15 protein-coding genes are annotated in these 14148 nt (G+C 71.2%); 6 read left to right on the forward strand and 9 right to left on the reverse strand.

The features are described from left to right. Positions 1–147 precede the first annotated feature (147 nt). Complete coding sequence (locus N1028_RS18055) at positions 148–975, forward strand: YidC/Oxa1 family membrane protein insertase (RefSeq protein WP_259530858.1); 828 nt, start codon at positions 148–150, stop codon at positions 973–975. Positions 976–1001: 26 nt separating this feature from the next. On the opposite strand, the gene N1028_RS18060 is transcribed toward N1028_RS18055, so the two are convergent. Continuing rightward, positions 1002–1814 carry an AraC family transcriptional regulator gene (locus N1028_RS18060; protein ID WP_259530859.1) on the reverse strand — a complete coding sequence of 271 codons (813 nt, stop codon included), beginning with the start codon at positions 1812–1814 and terminating at the stop codon, positions 1002–1004. Positions 1815–1900: 86 nt separating this feature from the next. On the opposite strand from N1028_RS18060, the gene N1028_RS18065 reads away from it, so the two are divergent. Both N1028_RS18065 and N1028_RS18070 read left to right on the forward strand, forming a co-directional pair. Then, the gene (locus N1028_RS18065) at positions 1901–2479 is read left to right on the forward strand and encodes a VOC family protein (RefSeq protein ID WP_259530860.1); all 579 of its coding nucleotides are present in this window, start codon (positions 1901–1903) and stop codon (positions 2477–2479) included. A 20-nt stretch (positions 2480–2499) separates the two neighbouring features. Then, on the forward strand, positions 2500–3366 hold the full coding sequence (locus N1028_RS18070) for an alpha/beta fold hydrolase (RefSeq protein ID WP_259530861.1): 867 nt from the start codon (positions 2500–2502) through the stop codon (positions 3364–3366). A 189-nt stretch (positions 3367–3555) separates the two neighbouring features. Here N1028_RS18070 and N1028_RS18075 read toward each other — a convergent pair whose 3' ends face one another. Genes N1028_RS18075 through purD form a run of 3 tightly spaced genes read right to left on the reverse strand, consistent with a single transcriptional unit; the run spans position 3556 to position 6475 of the window. Then, the gene (locus N1028_RS18075; protein WP_259530862.1) at positions 3556–4260 is read right to left on the reverse strand and encodes an alpha/beta fold hydrolase; all 705 of its coding nucleotides are present in this window, start codon (positions 4258–4260) and stop codon (positions 3556–3558) included. Between the two features lie 35 nt (positions 4261–4295). Continuing rightward, positions 4296–5186 (reverse strand): phosphoribosylaminoimidazolesuccinocarboxamide synthase, encoded by an 891-nt coding sequence (locus N1028_RS18080; protein WP_259530863.1) that lies wholly within the window; start codon positions 5184–5186, stop codon positions 4296–4298. After that, positions 5183–6475: a phosphoribosylamine--glycine ligase gene (gene purD, locus N1028_RS18085; RefSeq protein ID WP_259530865.1), complete on the reverse strand. Its 1293-nt coding sequence runs from the start codon at positions 6473–6475 to the stop codon at positions 5183–5185. Before purD ends, N1028_RS18080 begins: the two co-directional genes overlap by 4 nt. A gap of 51 nt (positions 6476–6526) precedes the next feature. Here purD and N1028_RS18090 point away from each other — a divergent pair, with 51 nt between their 5' ends. Next, positions 6527–6889: a sterol carrier family protein gene (locus N1028_RS18090; RefSeq protein ID WP_259530866.1), complete on the forward strand. Its 363-nt coding sequence runs from the start codon at positions 6527–6529 to the stop codon at positions 6887–6889. Positions 6890–6973: 84 nt separating this feature from the next. Next, a complete protein-coding gene (locus tag N1028_RS18095) occupies positions 6974–7300 on the forward strand; it encodes a hypothetical protein (protein ID WP_259530867.1) in 327 nt (108 codons plus the stop codon). A gap of 69 nt (positions 7301–7369) precedes the next feature. Here N1028_RS18095 and N1028_RS18100 read toward each other — a convergent pair whose 3' ends face one another. The 3 genes from N1028_RS18100 to N1028_RS18110 all read right to left on the reverse strand — a co-directional run bounded on the left by N1028_RS18100 (position 7370) and on the right by N1028_RS18110 (position 10562). Next, positions 7370–7570, reverse strand: a complete 201-nt coding sequence (locus tag N1028_RS18100; RefSeq protein ID WP_259530870.1) for a DUF3073 domain-containing protein — start codon at positions 7568–7570, stop codon at positions 7370–7372. A gap of 126 nt (positions 7571–7696) precedes the next feature. Next, positions 7697–7825: a hypothetical protein gene (locus N1028_RS18105; RefSeq protein ID WP_259530872.1), complete on the reverse strand. Its 129-nt coding sequence runs from the start codon at positions 7823–7825 to the stop codon at positions 7697–7699. A 118-nt stretch (positions 7826–7943) separates the two neighbouring features. After that, positions 7944–10562 (reverse strand): ATP-dependent DNA ligase, encoded by a 2619-nt coding sequence (locus N1028_RS18110; RefSeq protein ID WP_259530873.1) that lies wholly within the window; start codon positions 10560–10562, stop codon positions 7944–7946. Positions 10563–10622: 60 nt separating this feature from the next. Here N1028_RS18110 and ku point away from each other — a divergent pair, with 60 nt between their 5' ends. Beyond that, complete coding sequence (gene ku, locus N1028_RS18115; protein WP_259530874.1) at positions 10623–11615, forward strand: non-homologous end joining protein Ku; 993 nt, start codon at positions 10623–10625, stop codon at positions 11613–11615. Between the two features lie 67 nt (positions 11616–11682). Here ku and N1028_RS18120 read toward each other — a convergent pair whose 3' ends face one another. Next, positions 11683–12633 carry a DMT family transporter gene (locus tag N1028_RS18120; protein WP_259530875.1) on the reverse strand — a complete coding sequence of 317 codons (951 nt, stop codon included), beginning with the start codon at positions 12631–12633 and terminating at the stop codon, positions 11683–11685. Positions 12634–12716: 83 nt separating this feature from the next. Then, positions 12717–14045, reverse strand: coding sequence for an alpha/beta hydrolase-fold protein (locus N1028_RS18125; RefSeq protein ID WP_259530877.1), 1329 nt, complete (start codon positions 14043–14045; stop codon positions 12717–12719). Positions 14046–14148 lie beyond the last annotated feature (103 nt).

Consider the following 14148-nt stretch of genomic DNA (forward strand, 5'->3'; position numbering starts at 1 on the left):
GGCCCGCCCGCGCGGCAGGCACGCGCCGCCGGCCCGGCAGGCACGCGCCGCCCGCCCGGCAGGCACCGCCCGACAGCCGCCCGCACGCCGGCGGACTCCTCTCGCGATCACACGGTCCCCCTCTTCCGTATCGCAAGGAGCAACCCCATGAACATCTACGCCTTCGGCCCCATCGCCGCCCTGCTCGACGCCGCCTCTGCGGTGGTTCGAGCGCTGTCCGACCTCATCGAGCCCTTCGCCGGAGCGAGTGCATCGGCGCTCGCGATCGTGCTCATCACCCTGCTCGTCCGATCCGCCCTCATCCCCGTCGGCCTCTCCCAGTCACGCGCCGCCCGGATGCGACGGAGACTCGCACCCCGCCTGGCCCTCCTCCGCTCACGCCACGGCTCGAACCCCGAGCGCCTCCAGCGCGAGACCATGGCGCTCTACGCGGAGGAGAACGCCTCGCCGCTGGCAGGCTGCCTACCCCTGCTCATCCAGGCCCCGGTGCTCACGATCATCTACGGCCTCTTCCTCGTCCCCACCATCAACGGCCACGCCAACCTCCTGCTCGCCGACACCCTCGCGGGAGCTCCGCTCGGCACGAGCTTCGCCTCGGCGCTCGAAACCGCACTGACCGCAATCGCAACCGGCGCCGGCGCCGGCGCCGCGACCGCCGGCGCCGCGACCGCCGGCCTCACTCTGCTCGTCGCCGGCCTGCTGCTCGCGCTCATCGCCGTGGTGGCGCTGCTCTCCCGCCGTCTCACGCTCCGGATCCAGGCAGCGGATGCGACGGGCGTCACCCCCTCCGCCACCACCCCACCGGCCCTGGCCGCGCTGGCTCCCGGCGGCTCGGCAGCCCGCCTGCTGAGCTGGCTGCCGCTCATCACGGTGATCTTCGCCGCCTTCGTCCCGCTGGCGGCGACCCTCTACCTGCTCGTCACCACCGCCTGGACCCTCGTCGAGCGCACCATCCTCCACCGCGTCATCGTCTGATGCCTCGTCGTCCGATGCCCCGTGGTCTAGCCCGCCGAACCCCCACGGCGCCGGGTGGCCTCCGGTGTCTCCCCGAGCAGCGACACGTACCGCCGCGAGAAGTGCGAGTAGTCCGCGTAGCCGAGGGCCGCAGCCAGCGCACTCAAGTCGGTGCCGGCCCCGGCGTGCAGCGTCGTGGCCGCCCACTGAATCCGTCGGCACTCGATCAGCCACTTCGGGCTCACGCCCACGAAGTCCGCCACGAGTCGCTCGAGAGCCCGGATCCCGAGCCCGGAGGCCTCCGCCAGCTGCGACGACCGCAGGATCCCGTCGTCGCCCTCGGCCAGCGCCCCCACGCGATTCATCAGCCGCCCACGCTCTCCGACCTCTCCGGTGAGCGGCACGAGCCACGCTCGCAGCACCGCGATCAGCCGTCGTCGCCTCGCCACCGCATCCGTCTCCTCCATGGCCGCCGCGACGTCCCTCACGGGGGCGCCGTCATAGGGCACGCCGAGGCCCAGCAGGTCGCGCGGGTGCGCGCTGCCGCAGAGCACCGGCCCGGCCGCCGGGCGGAAGAGGACTCCCACGACCCACGAGTCGCCCTGCAGCGACACCACCGAGAGCTTCGGATCGGGGGCCGCGAGCATGGCCCCCTCGGGCTGCATCACGACGTTGAAGGCGGGGTAGGTGACCATGCGCTGCTCGCGCGTCTCGCCCTCGGGGACGCTCCACCGCGCCACCCAGACGTGCCGCACCAGCTCGGCGAGTCCGGGCGCCGGCCCGAGCTCGAACCGGTCGAACTCCACCCCCTCCTCGCCGGGGTTGAGGTGCCCGCGCGAGGCGGGCGATCCGTCGGTCATCGTCGTCCTCCTCCGCCTGCTCGGCCTGCCGCCCGGCTGTCGCAGAAGTTCAAGACGCCGACGGCCGCACTGCCTAGCCTGGCGTCATGACCACCGAAAACGAAGCCCTCGCCGCCGACGGCGAGCACACCACCCACGGCACGCCGCACGGCTCGACCTCGCTCACACCGCACATCGTGGTGACTCCGGCCGCGGCCGCCCTCGAGTTCTACCGCGACGCGTTCGGCGCCACGCTCGTCGACGTCACGCGCTTCCCGGCCTCCGACTCACCCGAGGCCCCGGATGCCCCGGCCCCCGACTCACCCGACGCCCCGGATGCCCCGCCCTCCGCCGACCTCATCGCCCACGCCGTCCTCGACCTCGGCACCGGCATGCTCACCCTCAGCGATCCCCTCCCCGCCTACGGCCTCGTCGCCCTCGATCCGGACGCGGGCCACCCCTACTCCCTCGCGCTCTACGTGCCCGACGTCGATGCGGTCACCGCTCGAGCCGAGGCGGCCGGTGCCATGGTGCGCGAGCGCCCCGCGACCTTCGTCACGGGTGACCGGTTCTCGTCGCTGCTCGACCCGTTCGGCATCCGCTGGTCGATCATGACCCGTGTCGAAGACCTCTCACCGGCCGAGAGCGCGCGTCGGGTGGCCGATTGGGCCTCCACACAGAGCTGACTCCCTGGCACAGTAGGGAGATGTCCCGACTCCACGACCTCGTCGAAGGCCTCATCGACCAGCGGGCGCCACTGCTCCATGTCGTGCGCGACACGGGCGAGCCGGCCCCGCACGAGCCGGCCCCGGATGAGCACGACCGGAGCGGGCAGCCGGCCAAACCCGGCCCCGTCGTCGTCATGATCCACGGCATCGCCTCGTCGTCGAGCACCTTCACCTACGTGATGCCGCTGATCGAGCCCACCCACCGCGTGATCGCGATCGACCTCCTGGGCTTCGGATCCTCGCCCCGCCCTGAGCACGCCGAGTACACCCTCGAGGAGCACGTCGCGGCGGTCGCCCACACCATCCGCTCCCTGCATCTGCACGAGCCGTTCATCCTCGTCGGTCACTCGCTGGGCTGCCTGATCGCCACGCGGTACGCGGCCACGCACGGTTCGCACCTCGCCAAGCTCGTCCTCGTGAGTCCGCCCGTCTACCTCTCGCCCTCGGAGATCGGCGATCCGCTCACGCGCCTGAAGATGACCGGTTACCTGCAGGCCTACCAGTACCTGCGCGCCAACAAGGAGTTCACCTTGGCCCACGCGGCCCTCGTCTCGAGGCTGCTCCCCATCGAGCACGTGATGGAGATCACGGAGGACACCTGGACCCCCTTCGTGAAGTCGCTCGAGCACTGCATCGAGTCCCAGACGGTCGTGAGCGACCTGGCCAGGGTCGACCACCCGGTCGAGGTCGTCTACGGCCGCTTCGACGAGTTCCTCGTGCCCGAGAACGTCGCCATCATCGGCCGGATGCGCGGCGTCACGACCCACGTCGTCAACGCCAGCGACCACGTCATCCGCAAGCCCATGGCCCGAGTGGTGGCCAAGGCCATAGACGCCCCCACCTGACCCCCCTGACCCCCACCGACGAGCTTCCCCCCGCCCACGGCAGGTGGTGGTGCGGGGTGGGCTTTCCGGTCGCGTTGCAGGCCGGGTCTGGCGGGCGTCCGCGAAGCGGATGCGGGAAGCAACGCGACCGGAAAGTCCACCCCGGACCACCACCACCCCGAGCCGCGAACGCCCGTCAGGCAGCGCCCCCTACCCCACAGCCCCCACGATCGCCCCCGCCAGCTCCGCCGGCCGGGTGAACTGCGGCCAGTGCCCCGTGGGGATCTCGACCACGTCGACCGACCGGATGCTCCCGATTTCGGCGAACATCGGGTGCCCCGACCCGACGTACTCCCCCACCTCCTCCTTCGTGAAGGTGGTGGCGATGAGCGTGATCGGCACGTCGAACCGCCCGGTGTCGGAGAGCTGCTGCGGCGAGCGGGCCACGCCCACCGGCTGCGGCACGGCGATGGAGCGGAACCACTCCCGCTGCTCGTCGGTGAGGTCGAACAGGTCGGTGTCGCCGAACGACGACCAGTCGGGCAGCGGCACGTCGGAGCCCTCGGCCTCGAGCGACTCGTTGATGGCCATGCCGTGGGCGGTGGGCCAGCTGTCGACGTAGATGCTGCGCGCGACCTTGCCTGGTCGCGCATCCACCGCCCCGTGGATGACGGCGCCGCCGCCGGAGTGCCCGACGAGCACGACCTGCCCGCCGTCGGCCGTGAGCTCGTCGACGAGCTCCACGACCTCGGCGATGTGCGTCGCGAGGGTGACCCCGCTGCGATCGTCATCGACCGACGACAGGCCCTCGAGCGTGGGGGTGTGCACGGTGAGGCCGGCGGAGCGGAGGCCGGGGGCCACCTCGCTCCACGACTCGCCGGTGAGCCAGAAACCTGCAATCAGAATGACGTCCATGATCAGACGCTAGCCCCCACCACCGACATCGTCACCTACTCCCCGGTCAGCCGCTCCAGCAGCTCCCGGTACCGCAGCACCGTCTTCTCCACGATCTCGTGCGGCAGCGTCGGGGGCACGCCCGTCCCGTCCCAGTTGGCGGAGAGCCAGTCGCGCACGATCTGCTTGTCGAAGCTCGCCGTGCGCTCGCCGGAGTCGTAGGCCGAGGCGTCCCAGTACCGGCTCGAGTCGCTCGTGAGCACCTCGTCGGCGAGCGTGATGGCCCCGGTCGCGGCATCGCGCCCGAACTCGAACTTGGTGTCGGCGAGGATGACGCCGCGTGCCTCCGCGATGGCCGAGGCCCTGGCGTAGACCTCGAGAGACAGGTCGCGCAGCGCCGTGGCATCCTCGAGCCCCACGAGCTCGACGGTCTTCTCGAACGTGATGTTCTCGTCGTGCTCACCGAGCGGCGCCTTGTAGGCGGGGGTGTAGATGGGCTCGGGCAGCCGGTCGCCGTCGGCGAGCCCCGAGGGCAGGGGCACGCCGCACACGCTCTGCATGGCCTGGTACTCCTTCCAGCCGCTGCCGGAGAGGTAACCGCGCACCACGCACTCGATCGGGAACATGTCGAGCGAGCGCACCACCATCGACCTCCCGGCCACGGATGCCGGCACCGCGGGCAGCCCGGAGGCGTCGTCGACGAGGTGGTTGGGCACCGGCAGGCGCTCGAACCACCAGCGGCTGAGCGTGGTGAGGAGCTCGCCCTTGCCGTGGATGCCGGGCTCGAGCACGTGGTCGAACGCGCTCACCCGATCGCTCGCGACCACGAGCAGCGCAGCAGGCGCGGTGCCGGCCTCGGTTGCCTCCGGCACGTACAGGTCGCGCACCTTCCCGCTGTAGACGTGCTTCCAGCCGTCGAGCGCTGTGGCCGAGCCGAGGCCGCTCACGCCGACACCACCTTCGCGCCGATGTCGCTCCGGTGCTGCGAGCCCTCGAGCCCGATGCCCGCGAGCACCCCGTAGGCCCGGTCGCGCGCGAGCGAGAAGTCGCCCGCCGGTGCGGTGGCCACCACGTTCAGCACCCGGCCACCCGTGGCCCGGATGACGGCCTCGCCGCCGCTCGTGTCCCGATCCGTCGCCGCGTGCATCACCGAGACGCCCTCCGCGCCCACGGCAGTCGACAGACCGGTGATCACGCGGCCGGTCACGGGGGATCCGGGGTAGTTCTCGCTCGCGAGCACGACCGTGATGGCGGCGTCGTCGCTGAAGACGGGCCGAGGCTCGTCGCCGAGCGTTCCCGTCGACGCCGCGAAGAGCAGCTCCGAGAGGGGAGTGCGGAGCCTCGGCAGCACCACCTGGGTCTCGGGGTCGCCGAAGCGTGCGTTGAACTCGATCACGCGGATGCCGTTCGGGGTGAGGATGAGCCCGCAGTAGAGCAGTCCGATGAAGGGCGTGCCCTCGGCGGCCAGCTGCCGGATGGTGGGGAGCGCGACCGTCTCGATGACTTCGTCGACGAAGGCCTCCTCGCTGCCGAAGCGCTCGTCGAGCCACGGCAGCGGCGAGTAGGCGCCCATGCCGCCGGTGTTGGGGCCGAGGTCGCCGTCGAGCAGGCGCTTGTAGTCCTGGGCGGGCGAGAGCGGGGCGACGGAGTGGCCGTCCGAGACGAGGAAAAGCGAGACCTCGTCGCCGTCGAGGAACTCCTCGATCAGCACGTCGCCGTGCTCGAGCCAGTGCCGGGCGTGGGCCGTGGCGGCCGCGAGGTCGTCGGTCACGAGCACGCCTTTGCCTGCGGCGAGGCCGTCGGCCTTCACCACGTAGGGGGCTCCGAGGTCGGCGAGGGCGGCTTCGGCCTCGGCGAGGGTGCTCGCGGTGCGGGCGCCTCCCGTGGGCACACCGGCGGCGTCCATGATGCGCTTGGCGAAGGCCTTGCTGCCCTCGAGGGCGGCGGCTTCCCGGCTCGGCCCGAACACGGGGATGCCGCGGGTGCGGAGGGCGTCGGCGACACCGGCCACGAGCGGGGCCTCGGGTCCGATCACCACGAACTGCACGTCGTCGGCGAGCACGAACTCGGTGACGGCCGCCGGATCGTTCACGTCGAGGTCGGCCACCACCGGCACGTCGGCCTCGATGCCGGCGTTCCCCGGAGCGGCGAGCACCTCGTGCGCGTCGCCCTCCCGCAGCAGTGCGGTGATGATGGCGTGCTCGCGCGCACCCGAACCCAGAACGAGAATCTTCACCCGCCCAGCCTACCGATCCGCTCTCCCCCGCCCGCCGGGTAGCGTGGAGGCATGGCGAAGGCGAGGATCGACGCGGCGGCGGGAGCGGCCGCGGTTCAGACGGCGCGAGCCGACTTCGAGGGCGCGAGCCGCGACATCCGGGCCACCGCGGTGCGCTACCTCCTGCAGGCGCTCGCCGACGGTGCCGAGGGCAATTCGGTGGAGGTGCGCGTGCCGCCGTTCGGTGCGGTGCAGTGCATCGAGGGCCCCGGGCACACCAGGGGCACACCGCCGAACGTGGTCGAGATGGATGCGCGCACCTGGATCGAGCTCGCCACCGGTCACCTGAGCTGGGCCGACGGCCGTGCCTCAGCCCGCATCAGCGCCTCGGGCCAGCGGGCCGACCTCTCGGGCCACGTGCCGGTGCGGCTCTGAGCGGAGCGCACCCGCCATCCAGAACGCGCGCCCGCCATCCAGAACGCGCACCAGGCACCCAGCCGTGTGAGCGACAATGGAGGGGTGAGTGACCAGCCCGAGACCCGCCCCGGCAGCGAGACCGTCGACACCGTCTCGGTGCGCCGTGCCCCGCGTTACTACCGCTTCATGGCGGTGGGCCTCGCGGTCGGCGTCATCGTGTCGGTGGTGCTCACCTTCTCGTTCCCCGAGCAGGACGATTTCACGCGATTCCAGGTGCTCGGCTTCACCGGCCTGTTCATCGTGGCGATCTGTGTGGGACTCGCGGCCGTCGTGGCGCTCGTCATCGACCGCTTCAGCCGCCGTCGCGCGCGCACGGTCGCCGCGGAGCACGTCGAAGAGCACGAGCCCCAGGCCGATCCAGGATCCTGAACCCCGCAGGTCCGCACGCTCGCCGAGAACGATCAGCTGCAGCCGTCGTGACAGCAGGAGAGCTGCTGCCTAGGCGAGCTTCTGCTCGTCCGTCGGCTCGAACGCGTCGTCCGAATCGTCGTCGTCCTCGATCCACTTCGAGTAGTCCGGCTCGCCCGCCTGGGCCCCGGTGAGTTCGCGCTCGAGCGCCGAATAGTTCGTGTCGGGGCTGAAGTACTTCAGCTCGCGCGCGACCTTCGTGTGCTTGGCTTTTTGACGGCCACGCCCCATGCGAGACCCCCTCACGATTCGGCGGGGGCAGTGCCACCCGGATGAGACGAACAACGACGAAAACTTGCGGTCAGCTTACCATGCAGGCTTCGAGGGACTCCCAGCGAAGCCTGCATGCCCGGGAGGCTACTCCTCGCCCGGGATCTCGCTGTCGGTGTACTCGCCCGACTCGGGCTCCGGCACCTTCACGTCGTCGGCCTCGGTGTCGGTGTACTCGCCGTCGCGCTCGCCGTCGTGTGCACGCTTCTCGGTCATGAGATCCTCCTCGATGTCTGAGCCCGATGTGTCTGCAGTGGCTCCTGTCGCGAAGCTACCACCGGCTCCGGGCCGCGGCCAGGACTTGCACGGATGTGCACGGCCTCGCCCGCCCGGCTCACTCCCGCACCACGTCGGCCGCCGCCTTGTCGGGCCGCCAGCCCCGCCACGAGGGCTGCCGCAGCCGGCCCGTGTCCGTCCACTCGGCGAACTCCACCTCGCCCACGAGCCGAGGTGTCACCCAGCGGGCGTCGCGCGCGTCGACGGCGGGCACGTCGGCCAGCGGCGGGGTCTTGCGCTCCATCCTGGCGAGCCGCGCCGTCACCTCCTCGAGGTCGCGCTCGCTGAACCCCGTGCCCACGCGACCGGCGTAGTTCAGGGTGCCCTCGGCATCCGGAACCGCCAGCAGCAGCGAGCCCACCTGGGCCGCCCGACGGCCCTTGCCTGGCCGCCAGCCCACCACCACGACCTCCTGGGTGGCCGTGTGCTTGATCTTGAGCCAGGTGCGGGAGCGCCGCCCGGGCGAGTAGCGGCTCTCCCGGCGCTTGGCCATCACACCCTCGAGGCCGAGTTCGCGGCTCGCAGCCACGGCGTGCTCGAGGTCGCCGTCGAACACCGGCGGCACGTGCACGGGGCCGTCGCTCTCGGGCAGGGTCTCGCCCAGGATGCGCCGACGCGAGGTCCAGGGCCGGTTCACCAGCGGCTCGCCATCGAGCTCCAGCAGGTCGAACAGCATCAGGTCGACCTTGGTCCTCGCCCGGGCGGCCTCGACCTCGCGGGGCTTGCGGAGGCCCATCCGCTGCTGCAGCCGGCCGAAGCTCGGGCGCCCTCGGGAGTCGAGTGCCACGATCTCGCCGTCGAGCACCATCGACCGGCCGGGGTGCGAGGCCGCGAGCGCCTCGACGAGTTCGGGGTAGGCGGCGGTGACGTCGTTGCCGTTGCGGGTGCGGATGCGCACATCGCCCTGGTCGATGTCGATGACGGCCCGGATCCCGTCCCACTTCATCTCGAACGCCCACTCCTGGTCGTCGTGGAGCTCGAGCGGGGTCGCCGCCGACGCGAGCATCGGCGCCACCGACCGCCGCCCGCCCGCCGCCGACGGGGTCGACGGGGTCTGGGGCCCCCGGTCGGAGTCGACGGAGCCCGAACCCGCCTCCACGTCGCGGCTCCGTCGATTCCCCCCGCGGGCGGCAGCGGCAGCGGCCCCCTCCTTCGGCACCATCCTGTGGATGAGCCAGTTCTTCGCCGCCGCCGAGTCGCGGCCTCCGGTGTGGATGAGAACGACCTTCCGTGGGTCGCCGAGACCGCCGGAGGGCTGCCCGTGCAGCGTGACGATGACCTCCTTGCCGTCGCGCCACTTCTCGAGCTCGTAGTCGCCGAAGTCCCAGATGACGACCTTCCCGGCGCCGTACTCCCCGGCCGGGATGGTGCCCTCGAACGAGCCGTACTCGAGCGGGTGGTCCTCGGTCATCACCGCGAGGTGGTTCTGCCCCGGGTCATCCGGAACGCCCTTCGGCAGGGCCCACGACACGAGCACCCCGTCGTGCTCGAGCCGGAAGTCCCAGTGCAGCCGGCGCGCGTGGTGCTCCTGGATGACGAAGCTCCGGCCCGAGGTGGGCTCGGGGGCCGCGTGGGGCACGGGCTCGGGCGTCTTCGAGCCGTCGCGCTTGGAGCGGTAGACGGCGAGCCGATCGGAGCCGCCGCCCGGTCCGGATCCGGAGCCGCCGCCCGAGCCGGAGCCGCCGCCCGCTCCCGCCCCACCCTCCGGGTGCGCCTCCTCCTGCTCGTCGGCCCCGCGATCCGAGTGCCACACCCCGCCCGGCGCCTCCACCGATCCGGGCTCCACGGCGCTCGCCGCAAGTGGATCCTCCTGCGAGGCGACCCGCGAGAGCACCTCCTCGAGCTCGAGCTGCCGGAGCCCCGGCGACTGGATCTCCTCCCACGTGCGCGGCACCGCCACCGTCGGCCGCAGCCGCCCGCGCAGCGAATAGGGGCAGATCGTGGTCTTGTTGCCGTTGTTCTGGCTCCAGTCGACGAGCACCTTTCCCCTGCGCTTGGTCTTCTTCATGTCGCTCACCACGAGTGCGGGGTGGTCGGCCTCGAGCGCGCGTGCCAGTTCGTGCGCGACCGCCGACACCTCGTCCGAGGTCTGCCGCCCGTCGAGCGGCGCATACAGGTGGATGCCCTTGCTCCCCGAGGTCACCGGCACCGGATCGAGCCCCATCCCGACCAGGAGCGAACGTGCGAGCCCCGCCACCTCCACGCACTCCTCGAGCCCGGCGCCGTCTCCCGGGTCGAGGTCGATCACGAACCGGTCGGGGTTCTTCCGGCGCCCGTGCGCATCGACCCGCCACTGCGGAACGTGGATCTCGAGGGCCGCGATCTGCGCGAACCATGCGAGCGTCGCGGCGTTGTTGACGAGCGGATACTCGTTGACGTGATCCGAGTGCTCGATCGGCACCCGGCGCACCCAGTCGGGCGTGCCCTCGTCGAGGTTCTTCTGGAAGAACACCGGAGCCTCCCAGTCGGGCGTTCCGACGCCGTGCACCCAGCGCTTGCGAGTGGCCGGCCTGTTGCGGGCGTGCGGGATGAGGGTGGAGGCGATGGTCGCGTAGTAGCGGAAGACATCCGCCTTCGTGGTGCCGGTCTCGGGGTAGAGCACCTTGTCGAGGTTCGAGATGCGCAGCCGGTGGCCGCCGACCGAGACGGTCTGCTCGCCGCTGCCCTTGCCCGCCATGCCTCCATCCTGCTCCGAATCGATGGGGTCGGAACACCCGCTTTCGCGGTTGAATGGATCATGCGATCCATCTGGAAGGGCGCCATCACGTTCGGTCTCGTCAACGTGCCCGTGAAGGTCTACGGCGCCACCGAGGACCACGACATCTCGCTGCACCAGGTGCACGAGGCCGATGGCGGGCGAATCCGCTACCAGCGCCGGTGCGAGATCGACGGCACGATCATCGACTACGCCGACATCGCGCGCGCCTACGACGACGGCGAGCGCACCGTCATCCTCACCAAGGACGACCTGGCGTCGCTCCCCGAGGAGCGCAGCCGCGAGATCGAGGTCGTCGAGTTCGTGCCGAGTGAGCAGATCGATCCGATCATGCTCGACAAGAGCTACTTCCTCGAGCCCGACTCGAAGTCGCCCAAGGCCTACGCCCTGCTCCGCAAGACCCTCGAGTCGACCGACCGCACCGCCATCGTGCACTTCGCGCTCCGGCAGAAGACGCGGCTGGGCGCCCTGCGCGTGCGCGGCGACGTGCTCGTGCTGCAGGCGCTGCTCTGGGACGACGAGGTGCGCGAGGCCGCCTTCCCCGCGCTCGACGAGCCCACGAAGGTGTCGTCGCAGGAGCTCGAGATGGCGATGTCGCTCGTCGACCAGTTCGCCACCGACTTCGCGCCCGAGAAGTTCACCGACGACTACCAGGAGCAGCTGCGCACGCTCATCGAGGCCAAGCTCGCCCAGGGCGACGCGATGGACACCGACGAGACCTTCGGCCGGGAGCCCGGCGAGGGGGACGGCGGCGGCGAGGTGCTCGACCTCATGGAGGCGCTGAAGCGCTCGGTCGACAAGAGCCGTGGCGGCGGATCTGCCGAGAAGAAGGCTCCGGAGAAGAAGGCGCCGGCGAAGAAGAGTGACGACGAAGACGAGGGTGTCACCTCGAACGTGAAGAAGCCCGTCGCCGAGAAGGCTCCTGCCAAGAAGGCTCCCGCCAAGAAACCCGCCGCCACCAAGCCCGCCGCCACCAAGAAGGCGCCCGCGAAGAGGTCCACGAAGGCCTCCTAGCCCGAGCCCTACTCCCCGATGCCGTCCAGGCAGCCCTCGTCGGCCACGTACGACGAGAGCCCGCGGCTCACGACGACGCCTCGGCGGCCAGCCGATCGTCTTTGTTCTGCGCCCGGGAGAGCAGGAACACCCCGGCGATGGCCACGGCCCCCGCCAGCACGAACACGAAGATCGACCACAGCGGCGCACCCGCCGCCTCGCCCAGGATGACGATGCCGAGCACCACGGCCACCACGGGGTCGATCACGGTGAGCCCGGCCACGACGACCTCGGGCTTCGACTCCACGTGCGAGAGCTGCACGAAGTAGATCGAGAGCCCGCCTCCCACGATGATGCCGAGGAGGCACAGCAGCGTGAGCACGATGCCCGAGTCGAACCGGAACTCCTCCCCGAGCTCCGAGAGCGCGCTCTGCACGCGCAGGATGACGGTCTTGCCGAGCGACGCCACGAAGCCGGCCAGGATGCCTCCCGCGAAGACGTGCAGGATCGGGTGCACGGGCTTCTTGCGCACGCGCGACACCACGAACACGGCCGCGATCGCCAGCAGCACCACCGCGAGCACGATCAGGATCGCGATCAGCTGCTCGTCGCGGATGGGCCGCTGCTTCGACACCACGGCCGCCACCGCCACGAACACGCCGACACCCGCGATGCAGATGAGGATGGCGCGGACGACCCGCTTGGTGGGCAGCCTCTTGGTGGCCCAGGCGGTGAGGAGGGCGGCGAACACGAGCGCCGTGACGCCCACGGGCTGCACCACGATGAGCGGCGCCAGCGAGAGGCTCGCCAGCTGCACGAGGATGGCGGCGCCGAGCGAGAGCGTGCCGAGCAGCCACACCCGGCTCCGCATGAGCCGCTTGACCTGTTTCAGGCCGAGGCCCGTCGCCTCGCCCTGCGCGGAGACCTTGCCGACCCCGCGCGACTGCAGCTCGTTGCCGAGCGAGAGCAGAAGGGCAGCCACGACGGCGAGGGCGATTCCGGCGAGCGGGAGCGAGGTGAGGGTGACCGGCTCGGTCATGCGGCAGTCTCCATCTTCCGAATATTGCACAGTCTGCGTCGGAGCGGCGGGCCATACGGCCTCGCTCCTTCGCATTCTGTGCATCACTCGCCTCGCGCGAGCCCCCATCGCGGGTACAGCAGCTCGAAGGCGCGCGTGAAACCGTACTCGATGGTCGCCGACTCGTGCCCGGTGCCTGGCGAGACCACGAGGTGCGACTGCATCCCCGCCTCCGCCGCCGCGGCGTGCAGGATGCGCGAGTAGCCGAGGTAGGGCTCGTCGTCGGAGCCGTCGGCGAACACCGCGATGGTGTCGGCGTAGAGCGCGGCGACTGCCGGATCGGAGGCTCCCGCCGCCAGGATGGTCAGCGGCTTGGCCGCGTCGAAGGCCGCCTGGTCGCCGCCGAAGCCGATCTCGAGGGTGTCGCCGTCGTCGCCGCCGAGGTCGGGCTCGAGCTCGCCGGAGATGTCGACGATGCTGCCCCAGACCTCAGGGAACGCCGCGCCAGAGGCGATGCTGCACTCGCCGCCGTTGGAGAACCCCGCGATGGTCCAGTCGGTGCGCGAGGGCAGCACGTTGAAGGTCGAGGAGATGAAGGCCGGCACGTCGCGGTTGACGTAGCTGAGGGCATCCCCCTGATAGCCGTCGACGCAGAGCGGGTTGTTCGTGCCCGATCCGCCGAGCTGGTCGACCGACACCACGATCGGGGCGAGGCCCTCGTGGCGCGCGGCGAACCGGTCGAGCACCGCACCGACGTCGGCCACGTCCGGCGCCCCCGGCTGCCCGCTCAGGAAGACGACCACGGGCAGGGCCGGGGCATCCGGGAGCCGCGCCGCCGGCGGCAGGTACACGATCGCGTCGCGGGGCTCGAACGAGGGGTCGGAGGCCGGGATGGGGATCGAGCCGTGCGTGCTCGTGGTCGGCATCGAGGCGGGCGGCTGCCAGCTCGCGGCGAGGGGCCCTGGCGGGTTCGTGGAGTGCGGGGCGAGCCCGGAGACGTCGAGCGGCTGCTCGATCGAGATGTCGAGCAGGTCGCCGAGGTTCTTCAGAATGCCGAAGTCGGCCGAGATGCCGAGCGTCGCCGTCCAGGCGAACAGCCCGATCGCCCACACGGCGATCACCTTCCGCCACCAGCGGGAACGGCGGAGGTTCACGAACGCGAGGGCGACGGATGCTCCGGCGAGCACGATCCAGAGCCGTGCGGTGATGGCCATGGGTGAGTTGAACAGGTCGAGCAGATCCTGCATCACGAACGTGACGGCGAGGGCGGCGAGCGATCCGCCCACGAGGGCGCTCGCCGCGGTCACGAGCCAGTGCCGGGAGGGCGGGCGCACCAGGAGGTAGATGAAGACGGCGGCGGCGAGCACGTAGGTGCCCCAGAGGAAGGGGCCGTCGACGATGCGCAGCGCCAGCAGCCAGTCCCAGCCGTTCATAGAGGCTCCTGTCCACCCCGCGGGTCCGGGCGGTTCGACCGCTCCGATTAGAATTGTCGCTGATCCAGCGCGAGCAGCCGGCCGCGCGGAGATATCGGAGCCC

Origin of the sequence: Herbiconiux oxytropis, assembly GCF_024979315.1 — a bacterium.
Classification (GTDB): domain Bacteria; phylum Actinomycetota; class Actinomycetes; order Actinomycetales; family Microbacteriaceae; genus Herbiconiux; species Herbiconiux oxytropis.

Bases quoted from the DNA above. Each gene is read 5' to 3' on its own strand.
- N1028_RS18055 (WP_259530858.1), top strand. From the start codon at position 148: ATGAACATCTACGCCTTCGGCCCCATCGCCGCCCTGCTCGACGCCGCC.
- N1028_RS18060 (WP_259530859.1), bottom strand. From the start codon at position 1,814: ATGACCGACGGATCGCCCGCCTCGCGCGGGCACCTCAACCCCGGCGAG.
- N1028_RS18065 (WP_259530860.1), top strand. From the start codon at position 1,901: ATGACCACCGAAAACGAAGCCCTCGCCGCCGACGGCGAGCACACCACC.
- N1028_RS18070 (WP_259530861.1), top strand. From the start codon at position 2,500: ATGTCCCGACTCCACGACCTCGTCGAAGGCCTCATCGACCAGCGGGCG.
- N1028_RS18075 (WP_259530862.1), bottom strand. From the start codon at position 4,260: ATGGACGTCATTCTGATTGCAGGTTTCTGGCTCACCGGCGAGTCGTGG.
- N1028_RS18090 (WP_259530866.1), top strand. From the start codon at position 6,527: ATGGCGAAGGCGAGGATCGACGCGGCGGCGGGAGCGGCCGCGGTTCAG.
- N1028_RS18100 (WP_259530870.1), bottom strand. From the start codon at position 7,570: ATGGGGCGTGGCCGTCAAAAAGCCAAGCACACGAAGGTCGCGCGCGAG.
- N1028_RS18105 (WP_259530872.1), bottom strand. From the start codon at position 7,825: ATGACCGAGAAGCGTGCACACGACGGCGAGCGCGACGGCGAGTACACC.
- N1028_RS18110 (WP_259530873.1), bottom strand. From the start codon at position 10,562: ATGGCGGGCAAGGGCAGCGGCGAGCAGACCGTCTCGGTCGGCGGCCAC.
- ku (WP_259530874.1), top strand. From the start codon at position 10,623: ATGCGATCCATCTGGAAGGGCGCCATCACGTTCGGTCTCGTCAACGTG.
- N1028_RS18120 (WP_259530875.1), bottom strand. From the start codon at position 12,633: ATGACCGAGCCGGTCACCCTCACCTCGCTCCCGCTCGCCGGAATCGCC.
- N1028_RS18125 (WP_259530877.1), bottom strand. From the start codon at position 14,045: ATGAACGGCTGGGACTGGCTGCTGGCGCTGCGCATCGTCGACGGCCCC.